General features: G+C 65.1%; 17 protein-coding genes and 3 pseudogenes. 10 read left to right on the top strand and 10 right to left on the bottom strand.

Features of this window, described 5'->3' with window-relative positions; genetic code table 11:
- Positions 1–30: 30 nt before the first annotated feature.
- On the top strand, positions 31–240 hold the full coding sequence (locus ACSKB8_RS16195; protein WP_438105183.1) for a hypothetical protein: 210 nt from the start codon (positions 31–33) through the stop codon (positions 238–240).
- Positions 241–305: 65 nt separating this feature from the next.
- Here ACSKB8_RS16195 and ACSKB8_RS16190 read toward each other — a convergent pair whose 3' ends face one another.
- The 4 genes from ACSKB8_RS16190 to ACSKB8_RS16175 all read right to left on the bottom strand — a co-directional run bounded on the left by ACSKB8_RS16190 (position 306) and on the right by ACSKB8_RS16175 (position 1,984).
- A complete protein-coding gene (locus tag ACSKB8_RS16190) occupies positions 306–497 on the bottom strand; it encodes a hypothetical protein (RefSeq protein ID WP_370986340.1) in 192 nt (63 codons plus the stop codon).
- Between the two features lie 112 nt (positions 498–609).
- Complete coding sequence (locus ACSKB8_RS16185; RefSeq protein WP_370986339.1) at positions 610–795, bottom strand: hypothetical protein; 186 nt, start codon at positions 793–795, stop codon at positions 610–612.
- A gap of 400 nt (positions 796–1,195) precedes the next feature.
- Positions 1,196–1,606, bottom strand: a complete 411-nt coding sequence (locus tag ACSKB8_RS16180) for a TadE/TadG family type IV pilus assembly protein (RefSeq protein WP_438105181.1) — start codon at positions 1,604–1,606, stop codon at positions 1,196–1,198.
- A 12-nt stretch (positions 1,607–1,618) separates the two neighbouring features.
- Positions 1,619–1,984, bottom strand: coding sequence for a TadE/TadG family type IV pilus assembly protein (locus tag ACSKB8_RS16175; protein ID WP_438110551.1), 366 nt, complete (start codon positions 1,982–1,984; stop codon positions 1,619–1,621).
- Here ACSKB8_RS16175 and ACSKB8_RS16170 point away from each other — a divergent pair.
- Positions 1,962–2,141 (top strand): hypothetical protein, encoded by a 180-nt coding sequence (locus ACSKB8_RS16170; RefSeq protein WP_438110890.1) that lies wholly within the window; start codon positions 1,962–1,964, stop codon positions 2,139–2,141. The two genes, ACSKB8_RS16175 and ACSKB8_RS16170, sit on opposite strands and share 23 nt — an antisense overlap.
- Before the next feature lie 18 nt (positions 2,142–2,159).
- Here ACSKB8_RS16170 and ACSKB8_RS16165 read toward each other — a convergent pair whose 3' ends face one another.
- The 3 genes and pseudogenes from ACSKB8_RS16165 to ACSKB8_RS16155 form a co-directional block, all read right to left on the bottom strand.
- Entirely contained in the window at positions 2,160–2,645 is a 486-nt protein-coding gene (locus ACSKB8_RS16165) for a hypothetical protein (RefSeq protein ID WP_438110888.1), read from the bottom strand.
- Positions 2,646–3,213: 568 nt separating this feature from the next.
- A pseudogene (locus ACSKB8_RS16160) lies at positions 3,214–3,312 on the bottom strand (TadE/TadG family type IV pilus assembly protein); the annotation flags it as partial.
- 651 nt (positions 3,313–3,963) lie between these two features.
- Positions 3,964–4,191 (bottom strand): DUF2093 domain-containing protein, encoded by a 228-nt coding sequence (locus ACSKB8_RS16155; protein ID WP_195800562.1) that lies wholly within the window; start codon positions 4,189–4,191, stop codon positions 3,964–3,966.
- Positions 4,192–4,369: 178 nt separating this feature from the next.
- Between ACSKB8_RS16155 and ACSKB8_RS16150 the strand changes: the two are divergent.
- A pseudogene (locus tag ACSKB8_RS16150) lies at positions 4,370–5,198 on the top strand (dienelactone hydrolase family protein).
- 735 nt (positions 5,199–5,933) lie between these two features.
- On the opposite strand, the pseudogene xseA reads toward ACSKB8_RS16150, so the two are convergent.
- A pseudogene (xseA, locus tag ACSKB8_RS16145) lies at positions 5,934–7,557 on the bottom strand (exodeoxyribonuclease VII large subunit).
- Positions 7,558–7,693: 136 nt separating this feature from the next.
- On the opposite strand from xseA, the gene ACSKB8_RS16140 reads away from it, so the two are divergent.
- The 5 genes from ACSKB8_RS16140 (at position 7,694) to ACSKB8_RS16120 (ending at position 12,770) form a co-directional block, all read left to right on the top strand.
- On the top strand, positions 7,694–9,229 hold the full coding sequence (locus ACSKB8_RS16140; protein WP_438105180.1) for an alpha/beta fold hydrolase: 1,536 nt from the start codon (positions 7,694–7,696) through the stop codon (positions 9,227–9,229).
- Positions 9,226–9,777 carry a hypothetical protein gene (locus ACSKB8_RS16135; protein ID WP_438105178.1) on the top strand — a complete coding sequence of 184 codons (552 nt, stop codon included), beginning with the start codon at positions 9,226–9,228 and terminating at the stop codon, positions 9,775–9,777. The genes ACSKB8_RS16140 and ACSKB8_RS16135 overlap by 4 nt, the downstream gene beginning before the upstream one ends.
- A gap of 2 nt (positions 9,778–9,779) precedes the next feature.
- Complete coding sequence (locus tag ACSKB8_RS16130; RefSeq protein ID WP_438105176.1) at positions 9,780–10,079, top strand: winged helix-turn-helix domain-containing protein; 300 nt, start codon at positions 9,780–9,782, stop codon at positions 10,077–10,079.
- Between the two features lie 284 nt (positions 10,080–10,363).
- Positions 10,364–11,647: a phosphoribosylamine--glycine ligase gene (gene purD, locus ACSKB8_RS16125; RefSeq protein WP_438105174.1), complete on the top strand. Its 1,284-nt coding sequence runs from the start codon at positions 10,364–10,366 to the stop codon at positions 11,645–11,647.
- 220 nt (positions 11,648–11,867) lie between these two features.
- Positions 11,868–12,770: an alpha/beta fold hydrolase gene (locus ACSKB8_RS16120; RefSeq protein ID WP_438105172.1), complete on the top strand. Its 903-nt coding sequence runs from the start codon at positions 11,868–11,870 to the stop codon at positions 12,768–12,770.
- 103 nt (positions 12,771–12,873) lie between these two features.
- Here ACSKB8_RS16120 and ACSKB8_RS16115 read toward each other — a convergent pair whose 3' ends face one another.
- Positions 12,874–13,332 carry a nucleoside deaminase gene (locus tag ACSKB8_RS16115; RefSeq protein ID WP_130221193.1) on the bottom strand — a complete coding sequence of 153 codons (459 nt, stop codon included), beginning with the start codon at positions 13,330–13,332 and terminating at the stop codon, positions 12,874–12,876.
- Positions 13,333–13,451: 119 nt separating this feature from the next.
- On the opposite strand from ACSKB8_RS16115, the gene ACSKB8_RS16110 reads away from it, so the two are divergent.
- Together ACSKB8_RS16110 and rsmD are read left to right on the top strand one after the other, a co-directional pair.
- Positions 13,452–15,374 (top strand): pseudouridine synthase, encoded by a 1,923-nt coding sequence (locus ACSKB8_RS16110; protein WP_438105170.1) that lies wholly within the window; start codon positions 13,452–13,454, stop codon positions 15,372–15,374.
- Between the two features lies 1 nt (position 15,375).
- Positions 15,376–15,930, top strand: a complete 555-nt coding sequence (gene rsmD / locus ACSKB8_RS16105) for a 16S rRNA (guanine(966)-N(2))-methyltransferase RsmD (protein WP_091886852.1) — start codon at positions 15,376–15,378, stop codon at positions 15,928–15,930.
- A 120-nt stretch (positions 15,931–16,050) separates the two neighbouring features.
- Here the strand turns inward: rsmD and mutL are convergent, their stop codons facing one another.
- Positions 16,051–17,865, bottom strand: coding sequence for a DNA mismatch repair endonuclease MutL (mutL, locus tag ACSKB8_RS16100; RefSeq protein ID WP_438105168.1), 1,815 nt, complete (start codon positions 17,863–17,865; stop codon positions 16,051–16,053).
- Positions 17,866–17,985 lie beyond the last annotated feature (120 nt).

Below are 17,985 nucleotides of genomic sequence, written 5' to 3'. Positions count from 1 at the left end.
CGGCTCGAAAGCTCATCGAAGCGGCCGGCGGTGTACAGCGTTGCAACCGACGGCCCCGGCGTTTTGGTGATTTTCGACGTGCCTGACCCGAGTGCCGCTCCCGCCATTTCCGGCCTGACCGTCGCGGCGGGCACCCTGCAGAACGTGAAACTGACTCGGCTGTTCACGCAGGACGAGATCAAGCAGGTCCGCCAGAACGCGGCAAAGCTGCGTTCTTCGTATACCCCGCCTGGAAGCTGACATCCGGGTCCGAAGCGAAGCCGCCGCAGCACCAAGCGGCGGCAAAGCTCACGTCACAGCAACAATCAAATCTGCAAGCCGAGAAGGGCCTTTCGGCGTCCATTGACTGACAATGAGATGCGGCGCGTGCCGCGTTCGACGCCATACGCCGATCGAACTTGCTTGCCAGCGGCATCGGCAACGGTCTGGATCGCGGTGCAGCATTCAGTCATGCTCACCACGCCCCGATGGCGATCAATCCAATAATGGTCAGGCATGAGGCGCAGGCTACCATCACAGTATAGCATTCGGGTGTATTCATCGCTGCCTCCCAAGCTGCAATTTGCTTGGTCATCGCTACGCGGGAGAGATCGTGGTCTTGGAGCCGCTTCAATTCGACATGCCGCAATCGGTCTTGCGCTGCGCGTCCGTCCTCTCATCATCACCCTGGTCCGCAGGCGGATAGTGCGCTTCGAGAGCTTCAGAGCGTTTGGCTGAGATCAGAAGCTGTTTCCGCATTTCAGCGAGGCGGGCGCGGCAATATTCACGATAGAGCATGTCGAATATGGTGGGCATGATACACCCCCATCGCTTGACCCTGATTTACAGATATTCCACCGCGAATTTTCGAGGTGATCGTAGCCCGCCAGATGGCTCTTCGATATGAGCCCGTTCACAGACTGCGCCAATTCCAAAGCTCGATCGCCGTTTGGCTGACTTGATTGTCTGCGCGATAAAAAGAGCAGGGCTAATTACCTAACACGCAATATAGCAGCCCTTTGTTTCACCAAGACTTCGTCAAACAACTTAAGAGCGCCGATCTGCAACAAAGAATCCAACTACAGCGCGAAATGACAAACTACGGAGTGCAAGCACCGTTCGATGCAACGTCGGATCGGAACGACGGAAAATCATTTCGGCTGCGGGAGCAGCGCGCACACGCGGCGAGCCGCGTACAAGGTGCGCGAACGGCGGTTCAGCGCACGATGATTTCGTAGGCGGCAAGGCGACCCACCCACGGCCTCAACTCGGAAAGCATGCCCGGGCGGTCAGCGTCACCGGGGAGAGATTGAAGATCTCCGGAAACGTAAATGCATAACTCGCGCTTACCTCGTTGCCGCGATGCTGACGTGGAAAAGGTGAATGTGTCCGCAGGGAGCGTGAGGCCGAACGCCTGCTGGGCAGCGTAGCTCGTTATGGCGCTGCTGCTTGGCAGAGCGTGCTGTTGACGGGTCGCGCAACGCGCCGCCATTTCGCTCCCATGCTGGATCCCCAGCTGAGTCCAGAACAGCAGCCCGCATTCGATGATCCCAAATATGAACAGGAAGAACGCGGGAGCGGTCAGCGCAAATTCCAGCGCCGACGCGCCCCGATTGTCGTGCCACAATTGCCGTGAGTTTCACTGCAGCCTCGCAGTGGACTGCGCGCTATAAGTATATGTGGCCGCCACGATCTGGTAATCGATGAGCGTATAGTAGGTCGCTCGCGCCGAGACCGTCGTATATGTTCCAGCCTGCGCGCCGCCGGTGCAGGTCGTCCCGCAAGTGACAGCGCTAACTCCCCCGCTCGTTGGGCATCCGCAAAATTGGACCGGCGGAGGCGAAGCAGTGATGTCCGTGGCGTTGGTGGCGCTCGTTACGGCGTTCGAAATGCCGCTCGTGTCAAAGCCGCGCGCAATTGCGTATTGCGCTCCCGCTTGTGCGGCATTTTCGACCTGCATCTTGCGATAGAGTGCAAGCCCAATGTCTGTCACCGACACGACCATCAGAGACAGTATCGGGATCAAGATGCCGATCGGCGGCCGCGACGCCGCGTTTGTCGCCGATAGCGGCGCGCACGTGCCCCATCAAGAATCGAGCAATCGAGGGCGGCGCCTGGATGAGAAGCTCTGCATTTGCATCGGTCCAAACCTCATTCGATGAGCTGCGCGGTTTGCGAACCTATCGTCGCGGTGGCCGAGTGCGGTACAATTGACCTGGAGGTTCGACGTGCCGCTGAACGTCAGCGTCTCCGCGATGATTTTGGTGCAGGATGATGCTCGTGCCGTTGCCGCCACTGAAGCTGAGATTGGCCTTTGGCAGGTAGATGGCACCGCCGAAGTTTTGCGTGCTGCCGCCGGTGAGATTGAAAGCAGTTCCGGCTGGCATATTGCGATCGCCGTACATGACGATGCCTTTCGTGGCGCCGCTGGTCGGCGCCGTCAGGTCGACGGTCGCGTTGCTGCCGATTGAAGCGGTGCCCCAGTTGCTTCCCGAGCCGGTAAACACCAGGGTTACGCCGCTGCCCGTGATGGTGGCGTTTCCAGCGACGCTCAAGCTTGCCCGTCCAGATAATAGATGCCTGGATTGAGGGTTCAGGACTGCGCCGGCATTGACCGTAATGCTGCCCGTGTAGCAGCCGGGGTCGAGGCGAGGTTGTTTTTCCATTGGAGTTGACCACTATCTTGCCGTTGGTGCAACTCGGCTTCGCGGGGGAGAGACGTTGGCGTAGGGGTCGGCGACGGGCGATATGTGCGTCTTGACACCGTTGGTTGGTCGCCGTGATGCTGCTGGCGCCGGAGACGTCGCCAACCACTCCGACCTGATTTGCAGCGACCGTGGCGCTGCCGGCAACGTTGAGCGAGGGGCTTGCACTCGAGTTGCTGTAAAGGTTGCATTTGATCAAGTTGAGCTGGTTGCCGCCGCTGACGTTGACAGCAGGACTTGCGCTCGAGTTGAGCGCAAGTACGCAGCCTGTCCCGGAATTGGGCAGGGCGACAGAGCGTGCGGTTATGAGGACAGGATCCGAGCCGAACAAGGCTGATAGCAGCCGCTGTTGCGGTTGACTCACGATGACTTCGATGGCCTGCGAATTCGATGCATGATTGCCTGTCTTCGGCGGCTGGTTCACCGCGACCGTGACGTTGTTCGCCCCGTTCGCGTAACCGTAGTTTGCCGTAACCGCTTTGGCTTCGGACGAGGGGTCGGTCCCTGCACTCGCCGCTGTCGCAGCGCTGACCGCGCCAGAGTCAGCCGCGCTCTGCATGTTCTTGTGTTTGTAGTACCACCAGCCCACTTCCGTGCCGAGCCCTGCTGTGCCGACCAGGACCGGCATGGCAGCACAGCGCCGAAATGATCACATAACTGCCCGACTGATCTCGGGCAAATTGTTGAAGCAGGCTAACCGCCCGCTCGCGCCGACGAGCATGTCGCTCTGGGCTCAATGGTGCATCGAACGAACGGCTGCAAAGTCTCCGGCGGTCCATGTGTGTCCTGCCCGCTTGCCACTTTTTCCCGTGGCAATGTGCGGCAGACCGACTTGAACCGGCCCCAACGGAAACGAGACAATTTTAAACATCGGCTGGCATTCAGCCGGCATTCATGGCCGCGCTCCTATCGATATATCTCCGATCAGGAGAATTCGATGAAACTGCGGTCCGCGATCATTGCCGTCAGCCTCACGTGTCTGCCGGTTTTGCCCGCTCTTGCTCAGACCCCCTCGCCGCCGCCTGCGGCCGCTCCGGCAAATCCGACAAGTGCGGTGCCGGTTCCCGCGACCAAGCGCGTCACGTGCCTCGCCACGACGCAAAACCTGAAGGGACAGGATAAACGCGACCAGCTGCAGCTCTGCATGGCGCAGGCGCGGTTCGATTGCCTCGAGCAGGCGATCGATCAGAAGATCGTCGGCGAGGCGGCCGCAAGACTTTCATCAAGACCTGCGTGGGCGCGGATGGCACCGAGCAACAATAGCCGCGCGGGCGCGGCCTCACGCCTGCGGCTTCGGCGCGCCGGGGAAATGCCGCTGGAGCACGGCGGCAGGCGTGGCGTAGGCTTCTTGCAGATCCACGCTCCAATATTTCAACTCGTCGAGCGGGATGCGCGTGTCGGTGATCGCGCAGCGCACATAGGTCCCCGGCGAGATCACGCGGAAATCGCCGTCGAGATATTGCACCTGCGCTTCGCCATGGCCCGAAGGGCCAAACTTGTTCAGCACGGTCGAAAGTCTCCGTGGAAGGCCTCTCCGTGGAAATTCCTTGGAGGGCACGATGTGTCGGGCTGGATGTAGCATGGATGGGGTGGCTTTGTCCGCCCGGTAAACCCACTGGTTTGTGATGTTTTGGCGCCGTTTCCGCGTGGTAGTGCTTGGACCCAGGGTCTTGACGCCGAGTTCGATGCGCCTTCGACTGACCGCCTTGTTCCTGACGCTCCTGATGTCGGCCGCGCACGCCGCGCCTGTGCCGCAGCAGGTCGACATCCGCGCTGCGGTCGGGTGTCCTGCATGCGCAGCTCTACAAGCCCGAGGGCGAGGGGCCGTTTCCGGCCGTGATCGCGCTGCACGGCTGCGGCGGGCTCAGTGGCCATTCCGATTCCGTAGTCCTGCCGCGCTATCGCGATTGGGCCGAGCGGCTGCTGAGGGCCGGCAATGCGGTGCTGCTGCCTGACAGCTACGGCTCGCGCGAGCTCGGGCCGCAATGTCGCGTCAAGGAGATGCACGTCAAGGCGCGGCGCGAACGCGTCACCGACATCGCGGCGTCACGCGCCTGGCTGATGAAGCAGAGCTGGGTGGCGCGCGACCGCGTCAGCCTGATCGGCTGGGCCAACGGCGCCAGCGCGCTGCTGTGGGCCGTGCGGCCGCAGAGCGCGGCGCGCGATTTGGGCCCGGATTTCGCGCCGCGATTGCCTTCTATCCCGATTGCCGGATCTCCGCCGGCCTCGGCTGGAGTACGCGGGTGCCGACCCTGGTGCTGATCGGCGCCGATGACGACGTGTCGTCGCCGCCGGCCTGCCGCCAGATGGTGGACGGCGCGCGCGGCCGCAGCGCGCTCGCGCGCATCGTGGTCTATCCCGGCGCCTATCACGATTTCGACCGCGCCAACGCGCCGCTGCACGCAGCTGCCGGCGGGCACCGACGTGGCCGCGCCCGAGCATGGCCATCTCGGAACCGATGCGCAGGCGCGTGCGGAGTCGCAGAAGGACGTCGCGGAATGGCTGGCGCGGTGAGGATGGTGCCGTAGTTCGTAGCCCGGACTTGTCCCGCCGTAGCTCGGTAGAGCGAAGGCGGAAGCGGGGCCGGCCGAGGAACAACGTCAGGCGGACAGCCCCGCATCGACCACCGCCCTGCACGGACCATGATGGCCGACCGGGAATCTACGGATCGCGCGTGGCGCCGGTTTCAGCATGTCGCGACGCCATCATTCGACCACGATGTCGATTAAACGCAATCAGTATGCGCAACCGCATCGCCCTTTCTCATCCGCTGTCATCGTTTTCACTGTCGCGATCTTCCTGTATGAGGCCCACGCTGGCGCACCACAGCCGGCGCCGGAACATTGCGGCTTCTGGACCACGATCGACGCGGGATTGTCCTGCCGGTAAGGCGGACTGCCGCCGCAGTCGTCATTGCGAGCGCAGCGACTTGTCCGCCGAAGCTTCAGCGAAGGTGGAAGCAATCCAGAGTCTTTCCGTTGATGGATTCTGGATTGCTTCGTCGCAAGGGCTCCTCGCAATGACGAGGGGGCGCACGCTTCCCACACACGAGCTGTCATCGCCCGGCTTGCCGCCTTCGCTGAAGCTTCGGCGGCCAAGCACCCTTGTGGCCCCGGCGTAGCCTTGGCGGAGCCGGGACCGGGCGATCCAGTACGCCGAGACGTCTGTGATTCACCGAGGAGCCTCGGCGTACTGGATTCCCCGCATTCGCGGGGAATGACACCGAGGGCGGAGCGTCGCCCTCGCGCCTCAGAACAAGCTGCCCTGATCCACCGGCTTGGCCACGCGCTTCGGCGCGGGCTTTGCGTCTTGCGCGGCCGGCTTTGGCTGCGAGGGCGCACGCTTCGCCGCAGGCGCCGGGCGGTCCGCATCCGCAGTCGCGGCCACACGGCCATCGGCAAACTCGGATCTCGAGCCGCGCATTCGGCCCGACACTGTCGGCCGCATGCAAGGGGTGGCCTACTTCATCGCGCACCAATGCAAAGCCGCGCGCGAGCACGCTGCGATAGGACAGCGCGGAGAGCAGCTTGCCGCTGTTCTCGACACGCGCATCGAGCCGTTGTAGCAGCGTGACGAGCGCGCGTTGCGCGCGCTCGGCGAGCCGATGCGTGTGCTCGCGCTGGCGCAGAATCGCGTTGCGCTGCGCCTGTGCGTTGGAAAGCTTGGACGCGCGCAAGCGAACCTCGAGCCCGGCAAAGTGGTCGCGCCGCCGCCGCAGCAGCGAGCGCGCAGACAGGCCGAGCCGCTCACCGCAAACGGTGAGGCGGTGATCGGCCTGCGCGATCTGGCCGTGCAGCACCCGCAGCGTCAGCTTGGCGCTGGCGGCGGTGAACCTGCGGAAATGCGCATGCGTGTTGGCTTTGAGGCAGCGGGGCAGGGATGCGCCCGCCGAATCCAGCCGCTGCCGCGGGATCGCCAGCAGGTCGCCGGCCGCCGGCAGCGCGCGCGCGGCCGCGCGCAACTCGTTGCGCCGGCTTTCTTGGCCGCGCTGCCAGCAGGCGCGGGTGCGCCGTCCGAGATCGGCGACCTCGACGAAGAGGTCGCTGCGCACCGGCACCGCCATCTCGGCCGCCGCCGTCGGCGTCGGCGCGCGCTTGTCGGCGACGAAATCGATCAGCGTGATGTCGGTCTCGTGCCCGACCGCCGAGATCAGCGGGATCATGCTGTCGCTAGCTGCCCGAACCACGATCTCCTCGTTGAACGACCAGAGATCTTCCAGCGAGCCGCCGCCGCGCGCGACGATCAACACATCGGGCCGCGGAATCTTGCCGCCCTCGGGCAGCGCGTTGAAGCCGCGGATCGCGGCCGCGACCTGCTCGGCCGAGCCTTCGCCCTGCACCTTGACCGGCCACACCAGCACGCGGCGGGGAAAGCGGTCCTCCAGCCGATGCAGGATGTCGCGGATGACGGCGCCGGTCGGCGAGGTGACGACGCCGATCACCTCCGGCAGCCAGGGCAAGAGCTGCTTGCGCGCCTGGTCGAACAGGCCTTCGGCGGCAAGCTTCTTCTTGCGCTCCTCCATCAGCGCCATCAGCGCGCCGATGCCGGCCGGCTCCAGCGCCTCGATCACGATCTGGTACTTGGAAGAGCCCGGATAGGTGGTGAGCTTGCCCGTGGCGATGACCTCGAGCCCCTCCTGGGGCTTGAAGCGCATCCGGCTATGCACGCCCTTCCAGATCACCGCCTCGATCTTGGCGCTGTCGTCCTTGAGCGCGAAATAGCAATGGCCGGAGGAGTGCGGTCCGCGGAAGCCGGAGATCTCGCCGCGGACCCGGACATGGCCAAAGGCGTCCTCGACCGTCCGCTTCAGGGACAGCGAGAGCTCGGAGACGGTGAATTCGGGCGCGTTGAGCAATTGTTCCGCAGGCGGCATCGGCAAACAATTCGGCATTTTGGGTCAAACCCGACGTTAAGGATTTTCGCGCCGCGGCGCCAATCCCAGGATTGATTGGAAGAGTACTCTGTAATATAGAGTTCTCTATTGCTTGTTGAGTTTAGGGAGATGAGCCATGGCGATCCGGCTGCTGCGCGGCGTTTTGACCGGCCTGAAATGGGCCTTGTGTGCGCTCGGCGGCGTGGCGCTGATCCTGGGCGCCATGATCGCAATGCCGCTGGAGCGGCCGCCTGAGATGCGGTCGGTCTCGGATTCAGCCAAGGGCATCGACTGGTCCACGTTGCCACCGCTCGAACGTTTTCAGGCCCGCGATGGCACCTGGATCGGTTATCGCCACTATGCGCCGAAAGGCCCGGAGACGGGCCGCGGCGCGATCTTCATCCATGGCTCCTCCGGCTCCAGCGGCACCGTCAATCACGCGCTGACCCATGCGATCGCCGCGCGCGGGGTGGAGACCTGGGCGCTGGACATCCGCGGCCATGGCGGCTCCGGCACGCGCGGCGACATCGGCTATGTCGGCCAACTCGAGGACGACCTCGTCGATTTCGTCGCTCATGTCCGCAGGAACGCGCCTGATCTGCCGCTGACCCTGATCGGCCATTCCGCCGGCGCCGGCTTCTCGCTGCGCGTCGCGGCCACGCCGATCATGCAGGACATGTTCGTCCGCACCGTGCTGCTCGCGCCCTATCTCGGCTATGACGCACCGACCAACAAGCCGAAGGCCGGCGGCTGGGCCAACATCGATCTCCCGCGCTTCCTCGGCCTGACGGCATTGCGCAGGCTCGGCATCGACTGCTGTTCGCGAGCTGCCGGTGCTCGCTTTGGCCGTGCCGCCGAGCTCGGCAAAATACCTCGTCTCCACTTATTCGGACCGCCTGATGCGCAACTTCGGGACGCGCGGCTATCGCATCGATCTTCCGGCGACGACACGTCCAGTCACGATCTTCGGCGCCGCCGAGGACGAGATGATGATCTCGGACAAATATGCGCAGGCCGTGCAGGCCATCAAACCGTCGATCGACGTCAAGATCATCGACGGCATCAACCACATGGGCATCGTCACCAATCCGAAGGCAGTCTCCGCGATCGCCGAGGACGTGGCGACGCGCGGTGCGGCGGGGAGCTGACGATGATTGCGCATTTGACATCCGCGGGCGCAATTCATGCCGTGCTGGCGACGCTGTGTCTCGTTGCCGGGCTAATTCAGTTTCTGCGCCCGAAGCGTGGTGCAGGCCATCGCGCGCGCGGCTACTTCTACGTCTACGCGATGCTGGCCTCCGACGCCGCGACCTTGCTGGTCTACCGGTTCACCGGCCATTTCAACGCGTTCCATGTCGCCGCGATCGTGAACTTCACCCTGATCGTCCTGGCGATCGTTCCACTGCTGCGCAGTCCGCGACCGGCGAACTGGCGAAGGACGCACTATAACTTCATCGCCTGGTCCTATGCCTCCCCTGTCTCGGCGGCAATCACGAACATCGCGGCGCGGTTGCTGCCTGTGACCACGCGGGAGCAGGTCGCATTGATTGCGCTGGTCGCGTCGCTTGTGACCATGATGATCGCGTACATCCTGATCCGGAAGCATCGGCCCCCAGTGGATGCACCGACGATGTCCAGCGGGCTGGTCGAGCAGAGCGGAGCGCCGTCGTGATCGACAGCAAGCAGGCTTCCGAAGCGCTGAACGATATCGAGGACACCGTCCGCCGCGTGCGGCAGTCGCAGATCTACGAGGTCTCCAGTCTCGCCCTGCTGATGTGGGGCGTGCTGGCGTTCGTCGGCAACATCTCGGGCTGGCTCTGGCCGCGCTACGGGCTCTACTTCTGGTTTGCAGTGTACGGGGTGTCGGCCATAGGCCTGATCGCTCTCGGTGCGTATCACCGTTCGAAGAGCCGCATTCGCGTGTTCGACGGCCGCTATTTTCTGACGTTTGGGTTGATCGCCGCCTTTGGCATTTTCTGCCGCTATTTCGGTCATTTCACGCCGCGCCAGCAGACGGTGTTCTGGCCGATCTACATCATGCTGTTCTACATGATGGCAGGGGTCTGGTTCGGCTATGCCTTCCTGGTGATCGGAGCGACCATCATTGCACTGACGCTGATCGGATATGCCTACATCCCCGGGCTCTCGCTGCTGTTGTGGATGGCGGTCGTCAATGGCGGCGGGCTGACCGTCGGCGGCCTCTGGATGCGGCGGAGCTAGAATTGGCCGAGCTCGACGACATCATCCACCAGCCGCTGCGCCTGAAGATCATGGCGGCGCTGAACGCGCTGCCGCAGGAGGTGGGTCTGGAATTCGCGCGACTGAAGAAGCTCACCGGCGCCACCGACGGCAATCTCGGCGCACATATCGAGACCCTCGCCAAGGCCGGTTACGTCTCGGTGGAGAAAGCGTTCGTCGGCAAGAAGCCGCAGACCACGGTCACCGCCACCGCCGCCGGTCGCGGCGCCTTCGCGCGGCATGTGGCGATTTTGCAGGAGATCATCGCGGGGAAGCAGGTCTGAACTCTTACCCTCCCCTGGAGGGGGAGGGTCGATCGCGCGCAGCGCGAGCGGGGTGGGGTGATCTCTCCACTCGGACACTGTGCGAGGTGGAGAGACCGTCACCCCACCCCGTCTCACATTTCGCTTCGCTCAATGTGAGGCGACCCTCCCCCTCCAGGGGAGGGTAAGGCCACGCCGCGTCCGGAATGACGGGGAATGGGGAGCAAGAGCCAGCCCCCCTTGAGCCCCACCCCGATTCGTGCGACCTCCGCCCCCAGCAAAACCCTTCATTTTCTGAGCCTTCGATGCACATTCTCCTGCTCGGTTCCGGCGGCCGCGAACATGCTCTGGCATGGAAGATCGCGGCCTCCCCTCTGGTGACCAAATTCTGGTGCGCGCCCGGCAATGCCGGCATCGCGCGGGAGGCCGAGTGCGTGGCGCTCGATATCGCCGATCATGCGGCCGTGATCGACTTCTGCAAGACAAACGCGGTTGAGCTCGTGGTGGTCGGGCCGGAAACGCCGCTGGCGGCCGGCATCGTCGATGACCTCACCGCCGCCGGCATCAAGGCGTTCGGGCCGAGCAAGGTGGCGGCCCAGCTCGAAAGCTCCAAGGGTTTCACCAAGGCGCTCTGCACCGAATTCGGCATTCCGACCGGCGCCTACAAGCGCTTCACCGATGCCAATGAGGCGCGCGCCTATATCCAGAGCCAGGGCGCGCCGATCGTGGTCAAGGCCGACGGCTTAGCCGCCGGCAAGGGCGTCGTGGTCGCCAAGACCGTGCGCGAGGCGGAGGACGCCATCGCCATGATGTTCGAGGGCGCCTTCGGCGAGGCCGGTGCTGAAGTCGTGATCGAGGAGTTTCTACCCGGCCGCGAGATCAGCTTCTTCGCGCTGTGCGACGGCGAGACGGCGATCCCGCTGGCCTCGGCGCAGGACCACAAGCGCGTGTTCGACCACGACGTCGGCCCGAACACCGGCGGCATGGGCGCCTATTCGCCGACGCCGCTGGTCACGCCTGCGATCCACGACGCGATCATGGCGAAGATCATCCTGCCGACGGTGGCCGGCATGAAACAGCGCGGCACGCCGTTCCGCGGCGTGCTCTATGCCGGCATCATGCTGACGACGCAGGGCCCGAAACTGTTCGAGTTCAACGTGCGCTTCGGCGATCCCGAGTGCCAGGTCCTGATGCTGCGCATGATGTCGGACATCGTGCCGGCTTTCCTTGCAGCCTGTGACGGCGAGTTGAAGCATTTCGATCTGCGCTGGCATCCGGAATCCGCGCTCACCGTGGTGATGGCGGCGAAGGGCTATCCCGGCGACTACCAGAAGGGCACGCGCATCGGCGGGCTCGATGACGCCGCCAAGGTCGACACCGTCGAGATCTTCCACGCCGGCACCGTGGCGAAGGATGGCGCCATTCTCGCCAATGGCGGCCGCGTGCTCAATGTCTGCGCGCTCGGCAAGACCGTGACCGAGGCGCAAAGCCGTGCCTATCAGGCCGTCGACCGCATCGACTGGCCGGAAGGCTTCTGCCGCCGCGACATCGGCTGGCAGGCGGTGGAAGCGGAGAAGGCCAGGAATTAACGCGACTGGCTCGCGACCCCGGGCGATGCGCAAAGCGCACCAGTCCGAAAATCTCGAGGCTTGGTGTCACCGCGCCGCCACATCGATATTCCAGAATGTGCAATCGGCTGTTGGGGTTAGCAGCCCCGCCGATAATACCGCTACTGTGCATGGGGTTGTTTTTCGACATTTTTGTTTGTCGGGGCCGGCTCCGGGACTGACCAGACAAGGATGCAGAAAGATGTCCGATCTCGCCGACCTCTATCCGGGCTTTGCCGCCGAATGGATCGACACCTCCTTTGGCCGCATCTTCGCCCGCGTCGGCGGCAGCGGGCCGCCGCTGCTCCTGCTCCACGGCTTCTCCGAGACCCATGTGATGTGGCACCAGGTGGCGCCGCAGCTGGCCGATAGGTTCACGCTGATCATTGCCGACCTGCCGGGCTATGGCTGGTCCGACATACCCGCAAGCGATGCGCTGCATATCCCCTACAGCAAGCGCGCCATGGCCAAGGCCATGGTCGAGGTGATGGAGCGCCTCGGCCACGTGCATTTCGCGCTCGCCGGCCACGACCGCGGCGGCCGCGTCTCCTACCGCCTCGCGCTCGATCATCCCGGCCGGCTGTCGCGCCTCGCCGTGCTCGATATCCTGCCGACCTACAATTACTGGGAGCGGATGAACCGCGCCTACGCGCTGAAGATCTATCACTGGACCTTCCTGGCGCAGCCCTATCCGCTGCCCGAGACCCTTATCGCCAGCAATGGCGAGTTCTTCCTGCGCTTCAAGATGGCGAGCCAGACCAAGTCGAAGACGTTGGACGCGATCGACGAGCGCGCGCTCGAGCACTATCTCGCCCCGTTCCGCGATCCCGCCCGGGTGCATGCGATGTGCGAGGACTATCGCGCCGGCGCTTATTTCGACTACGACCTCGACAAGGCCGATTTCGAGGCCGGCAAGAAGATCACCGTTCCGATGCTGGCGCTGTGGGGCAATGCCGGCATCGCCCAGGCCGCCGCCACCCCGCTCGAGACCTGGAAGGAATGGGCCACGAATGTCGTGGGTATGCCGGTGGATTCCGGCCACTTCCTCACCGAGGAGAACCCGGACGTCACCGCGAGCGCGTTGCGCGAGTTTTTCTCGGCTTGATCCTCATCGTCATTGCGAGAAGCTCTTGCGACGAAGCAATCCAGTCTGTCTCCGCGGAAAGACTCTGGATTGCTTCGCTACGCTCGCAATGACGAGGAGAGACCTACCGCCGCTCGCGAAAGAACTCCCGCAGCAGCCGCGCCGCCTCGCTCTCGCCGACGCCGGAATAGACCTCCGGCGCGTGATGGCAGGTTGGGGAAGCAAAGAACCGCACGCCGGACTCGACCGCGCCGCCCTTGGGGTCGGCGGCGCCGTAATAGAGCCGCCTCACCCTTGCAAAGGAGATCGCGCCCGCACACATGGTGCATGGTTCGAGCGTCACGTAGAGGTCGCAGTCGACGAGGCGCTCGCTGCCGATCTTCTTCGCCGCCTCGCGCAGCGCGATGATCTCGGCATGGGCCGTGGGGTCGTAGTCGGTCAGCGTCCGGTTCGCCGCGGTGGCGATGACCTCGTAATTGCGGACCACGACGCACCCGATCGGAACTTCGCCCGATTTTCCGGCATTTTCGGCCGTCCTAAGCGCCAAATCCATGAAAGAAGGGGCTTTCATGCCTCGTATCATCGCCAGAAACCTGCTACTAGCTCCGCCTTCAGCAAGAGTGGATACCGATTTTGCCTGAGCATGCGGCTCGGAACGAGCGCGCACAATGCTCATCGCGCCACCCCTAAGTGAGATTATTCATGCCCCGCGACAGCGACAAAGACAACGATTCCCGCGGCCGGCGTGATCGTGGCCCGTCCAAGGGCCGCACCGGCAAGCCCCGGGGGCCGGACAAGAAATTTGCCAAGCGCGGCTTCGAGGGCAAGCGCGATCGCGACAGCCGCCCGCCCCGCGAGGGTCGTGAGGGCCGTCCGTTCCGCCGCCGCGAGGAGGGCGATGCGCCGCGCCGCGATTTCAGCGACCGTCCGCGCTTCAAGCGCGACGACCGCGGCGGAGAGGGCCGCGGCGAGCGCAGCTTCAAGCCGCGGGGTGACCGGCCGTTCAAGCCGCGCGGCGACCGTCCGAAGTTCGATCGTGATGAGCGCGCGCCGCGCGGTGAGCGTTCGGAGCGGCGGTTCGAGGACCGCAAGTTTTCGCGTGGCGACTCCGATCGGCCGCGCAAGGACTTTGGCCGCGACCGCGACTTCCGGGATAGCAAGCGCAGCTTTGGCGACCGTCCGAGAGATCGTGGCGAGCGAGGCGATTCAAAGCCGTGGCAGAAGCGCGACGATCGTCCGCGCGCCGACCGGCCGCGCAAGAGCTTCGACAAGGATTTCGGCGGCCGTGATCGTGGCGATGAAAAGCCCTGGCGTCAGCGCGACGACCGTCGTGAAGGTGGCCGTGGCGACGACCGTCCGCGTTTCTCCCGGCGCCGCGACGAGGGCGATGATCGCCCGCATTTCTCGCGCCCGCGCGAGGAGCGTTCCGGTGACGATCGTCCGCGCTTCAATCGCTCGCGCGAAAGGCGGCCGGAAGGCCGCATGGACTGGCAGGAGCATCCCCGCAGCGAGGGGCGCTTCCGCGATCGGCCGCGCCGCGACAACGAGGACGACAGCAGGATTTTCGAGAAGCGCCCCGCCTTCGGCGGCCGCGGCGCCTATCGCGAGCGCGATCGCGATTTCGAGGGTCGTCCGCGCCGTGAAGACGCGCCGAAGCCGAAGAAGGCCGGCGAGCGCATCGCAAAGGTGCTGGCCCGCGCGGGCCTCGCTTCGCGGCGCGATGCCGAGGAATTGGTCACGCAGGGCCGCGTCACCGTCAACGGCCGGGTGATCAATTCGCCGGCGCTCGACGTCACCCAAAGCGACGTCGTCGCCGTCGACGGCAAGCCGTTGCCGCCGCGCGAGCGCACGCGGCTGTTCCTCTATCACAAGCCGCGCGGGTTGATGACGACACATGACGACCCCGAGGGGCGTCCGACCGTGTTCGACAATCTGCCCGAAGGTCTGCCGCGTTTGATCAGCGTCGGCCGGCTCGACTTCAACACCGAGGGCTTGTTGCTGCTCACCAATGACGGCGGCCTCGCCCGCACGCTGGAGCTGCCCGACACCGGCTGGCTGCGCCGCTACCGCGTCCGCGCCCATGGCGACGTCTCCCAGGCGCAGCTCGACGAGCTCAAGGGTGGCATCGAGATTGAGGGCGTCAAATACGGTCCAATCGAAGCGACGCTGGAGCGCGACCAGGGCGCCAATGTCTGGCTGGTGTTCGCGATCCGCGAGGGCAAGAACCGCGAGGTGCGCAATGTCTGCGCCCATCTCGGGCTCGAGGTGAACCGGCTGATCCGCGTCTCCTATGGCCCGTTCCAGCTCGGCGAGATTCCGGAAGGCCAGGTCGAGGAGATCAAGTCGCGCGTGCTGCGCGAGCAGCTCGGCGACAAGGTGATCGAGAAGTCGGGCGCCGAGTTCGACGTGCCCGCGAAATCCGCCGCGCGCGAGGGCGATGCGCCGAAGAAGCCGATGAAGCGCGCCGTGATCAACGACCGCAAGGGCCGCCGTGTGCTGGTGCAGCGTACCGGCAGCGAGGAGGCGCGTGAGCGCAACGAGTTGGAAGCGAACGGCTACGGCCCGCCGCGCCGTCCCAAGCGCGGCTATCACGGCAAACGCGACCTGACGCCGCGGGAGGATTAACTTGCGCGTCGTCGGCGGTCGTTTGAAGGGGCGCAATCTCGCCTCACCGTCTTCGCGCGACATCCGCCCGACGGCGGACCGCCTGCGCGAATCCGTGTTCAACATTCTCGTGCACGCCTATGGCGATCCGATCGAGGATGCGCGTGTACTCGATCTCTTCGCCGGCACCGGCGCGCTCGGCATCGAGGCGTCGTCACGCGGGGCGAAGTTCACGTTGTTCGTCGACAATGGGGCCGAAGCGCGAGCATTGCTGCGCAACAATGTCGAGTCGCTGGGCCTCGGCGGTGTGACCAAGGTCTATCGCCGCGATGCGACCGACCTCGGCCCCGCGCATCCCGTCGAGCCGTTCTCGCTGGTGTTCCTCGATCCGCCCTATGGCAAGGGTTTTGCGGAGAAGGCGCTCGCGAGCTTGCGTGACGGCGGTTGGCTCACGCCGGGCGCACTGCTGGTGGTGGAAGAGGCGAAGGCCGCGCAGTTCGTGACGCCGGAGGGTTTTGAGGAATTGGAGCGGCGGGCGTATGACGACACGGAGTTCGTGTTTCTGAGGAAGCCGTAGTCTCGCTGCCGTAGGGTGGGCAAAGGCGCGCTCTTCGCGCGCCGTGCCCACCGCTTCTATTGCTCTCGTGGAAAGATCGTGGGCACGGCGCTTTGCGCCTTTGCCCACCCAACGGCACCGTCACCTCCGCCCGAACAGCTTCTCCACATCGCTCAGCTTCAGCTCGACATAGGTCGGGCGACCGTGATTGCACTGGCCGGAGTTCGGGGTGTCCTCCATCTCGCGGAGCAGGGCGTTCATCTCCTCCGGCCGCAGCCGGCGGCCGGCGCGGACCGAGCCATGGCAGGCCATGGTGGCGGCGACATGCATCAGGCGGCGCTCCAGCGGCAAGGCCTCGTCCCACTCGGCCATGTGCTCGGCGAGATCGCGGAGTAGCCCGCCTGCAATGGTCTTGCCCAGCAGCGACGGCGTCTCGCGCACCGCGACCGCCCCGGGGCCGAAGGACTCGATCGCGAGACCGAACGATAACAGCTCCTCGCTGCGATCGAGCAGGCGCTCCACTGTCGCCTCGTCCATCTCGACGATCTCGGGGATCAACAGGATCTGCCGCTGCACGCCGTTCGCCGCCAGCGAGGCCTTCAGCCGCTCATAGACGATGCGCTCGTGCGCGGCATGCTGGTCGACGATGATCAGGCCGTCGCGGGTTTGCGAGACGATGTAGGTCTCGTGGATCTGGGTGCGCGCGGCGCCGAGCGGGCGGTCGACGAGATCGCCGGCGGGCTGCGTCTCGATTCGCACATCCGCACTGGGCGCACCGACATCGAATGCGGCCTGGGCGCGCTCGGCGAAGGCGGGTGCTGCTGAACCTTCGAACGACGGCGGCGTCCCAACCGGGACGGATGGCGATTGGCGCCAGTCCCAACTGGCAGGCCGTTGTGGCGTGAAGGCAGGGCGGAACGAGGACAAGGCGGCGCCGCCGCTGTTGGCCGCCGTGCGCCGTCCCTCCCGCGCGAGCCCTTCCTTCAATCCATGCACGATCAGCGCGCGCACGAGACCCGCGTTGCGGAAGCGTACCTCGGTCTTGGCCGGATGCACGTTGGCGTCGACCTCTCGCGGATCGAGCATGACGAACAGCGCCACCACGGGATGGCGGTCGCGCGGCAGATAGTCGGAATAGGCCGCGCGCACCGCGCCGAGGATCAGCTTGTCACGCACCGGACGGCCGTTGACGAAGAGATATTGCCCGAGCGCGTTGGCTTTGGTCAGCGCGGGCGCGGCGGCATAGCCGGCGACGACGATGCCCTCGCGCTCGGCATGGACCTCGATGGCGTGGCTGCGAAACTCCGCGCCCAGGATATCGCCGAGCCGCGTCAGGCGTCCCGCCGCGCCGGGCAGCGCCGCGGCCCAGGTCACTGGCGCGCGCTCCTCGCCCGCGAGCGTGAAGGCGATATCGGGCCGCGCCATCGCGAGGCGCCGGACCACTTCGCGAATGGCCTCGGCCTCGGTGCGGTCGGTCTTCAGGAATTTCAGCCGCGCCGGTGTTGCATAGAAGAGATCGTTGACCTCGACCCGCGTGCCATGCGCCAGAGCCGCCGGCATGATCTCGGACTTCTCGCCGCCCTCGACGGCGAGCGCCCAGGCGTGCGGCTCGCTGGCGTGCCGCGTCGTGATGGAGAGGCGCGCGACCGAGCCGATCGACGGCAGCGCCTCGCCGCGGAATCCGAGGGTGCGGATCTGGAGCAGGTCCTCATCGTCGAGCTTGGAGGTGGCGTGGCGCTCGACTGCGAGCGCGAGATCCTTTGCAGTCATGCCGCCGCCGTCATCGGTGATGCCGATCCGCCGGCGCCCGCCACCGTCGGTGAAGACGTCGATGCGGCTCGCACCGGCATCGATCGCGTTCTCGACGAGCTCCTTGACCACGCTCGCCGGACGTTCGACCACCTCGCCGGCGGCGATGCGGTTGACGACTTGCTCTGGAAGCTGGCGGACGGGCATGAACTCGATCTTGAGGCTCGAACGGGGATTCGCAGACGACGCTATTCTAGGCCGTGTTGCGTCAAAAGCATGGGCTGGGCAACACCGGAGTGGCGGGCTGGGGAAGAGCATTCTCTATCA

The sequence above is a fragment of the Bradyrhizobium sp. BR 1432 genome (assembly GCF_051547705.1).
Taxonomy (GTDB): Bacteria; Pseudomonadota; Alphaproteobacteria; order Rhizobiales; family Xanthobacteraceae; genus Bradyrhizobium; species Bradyrhizobium zhanjiangense.
This window is presented reverse-complemented; position numbering and strand designations above follow the sequence as displayed.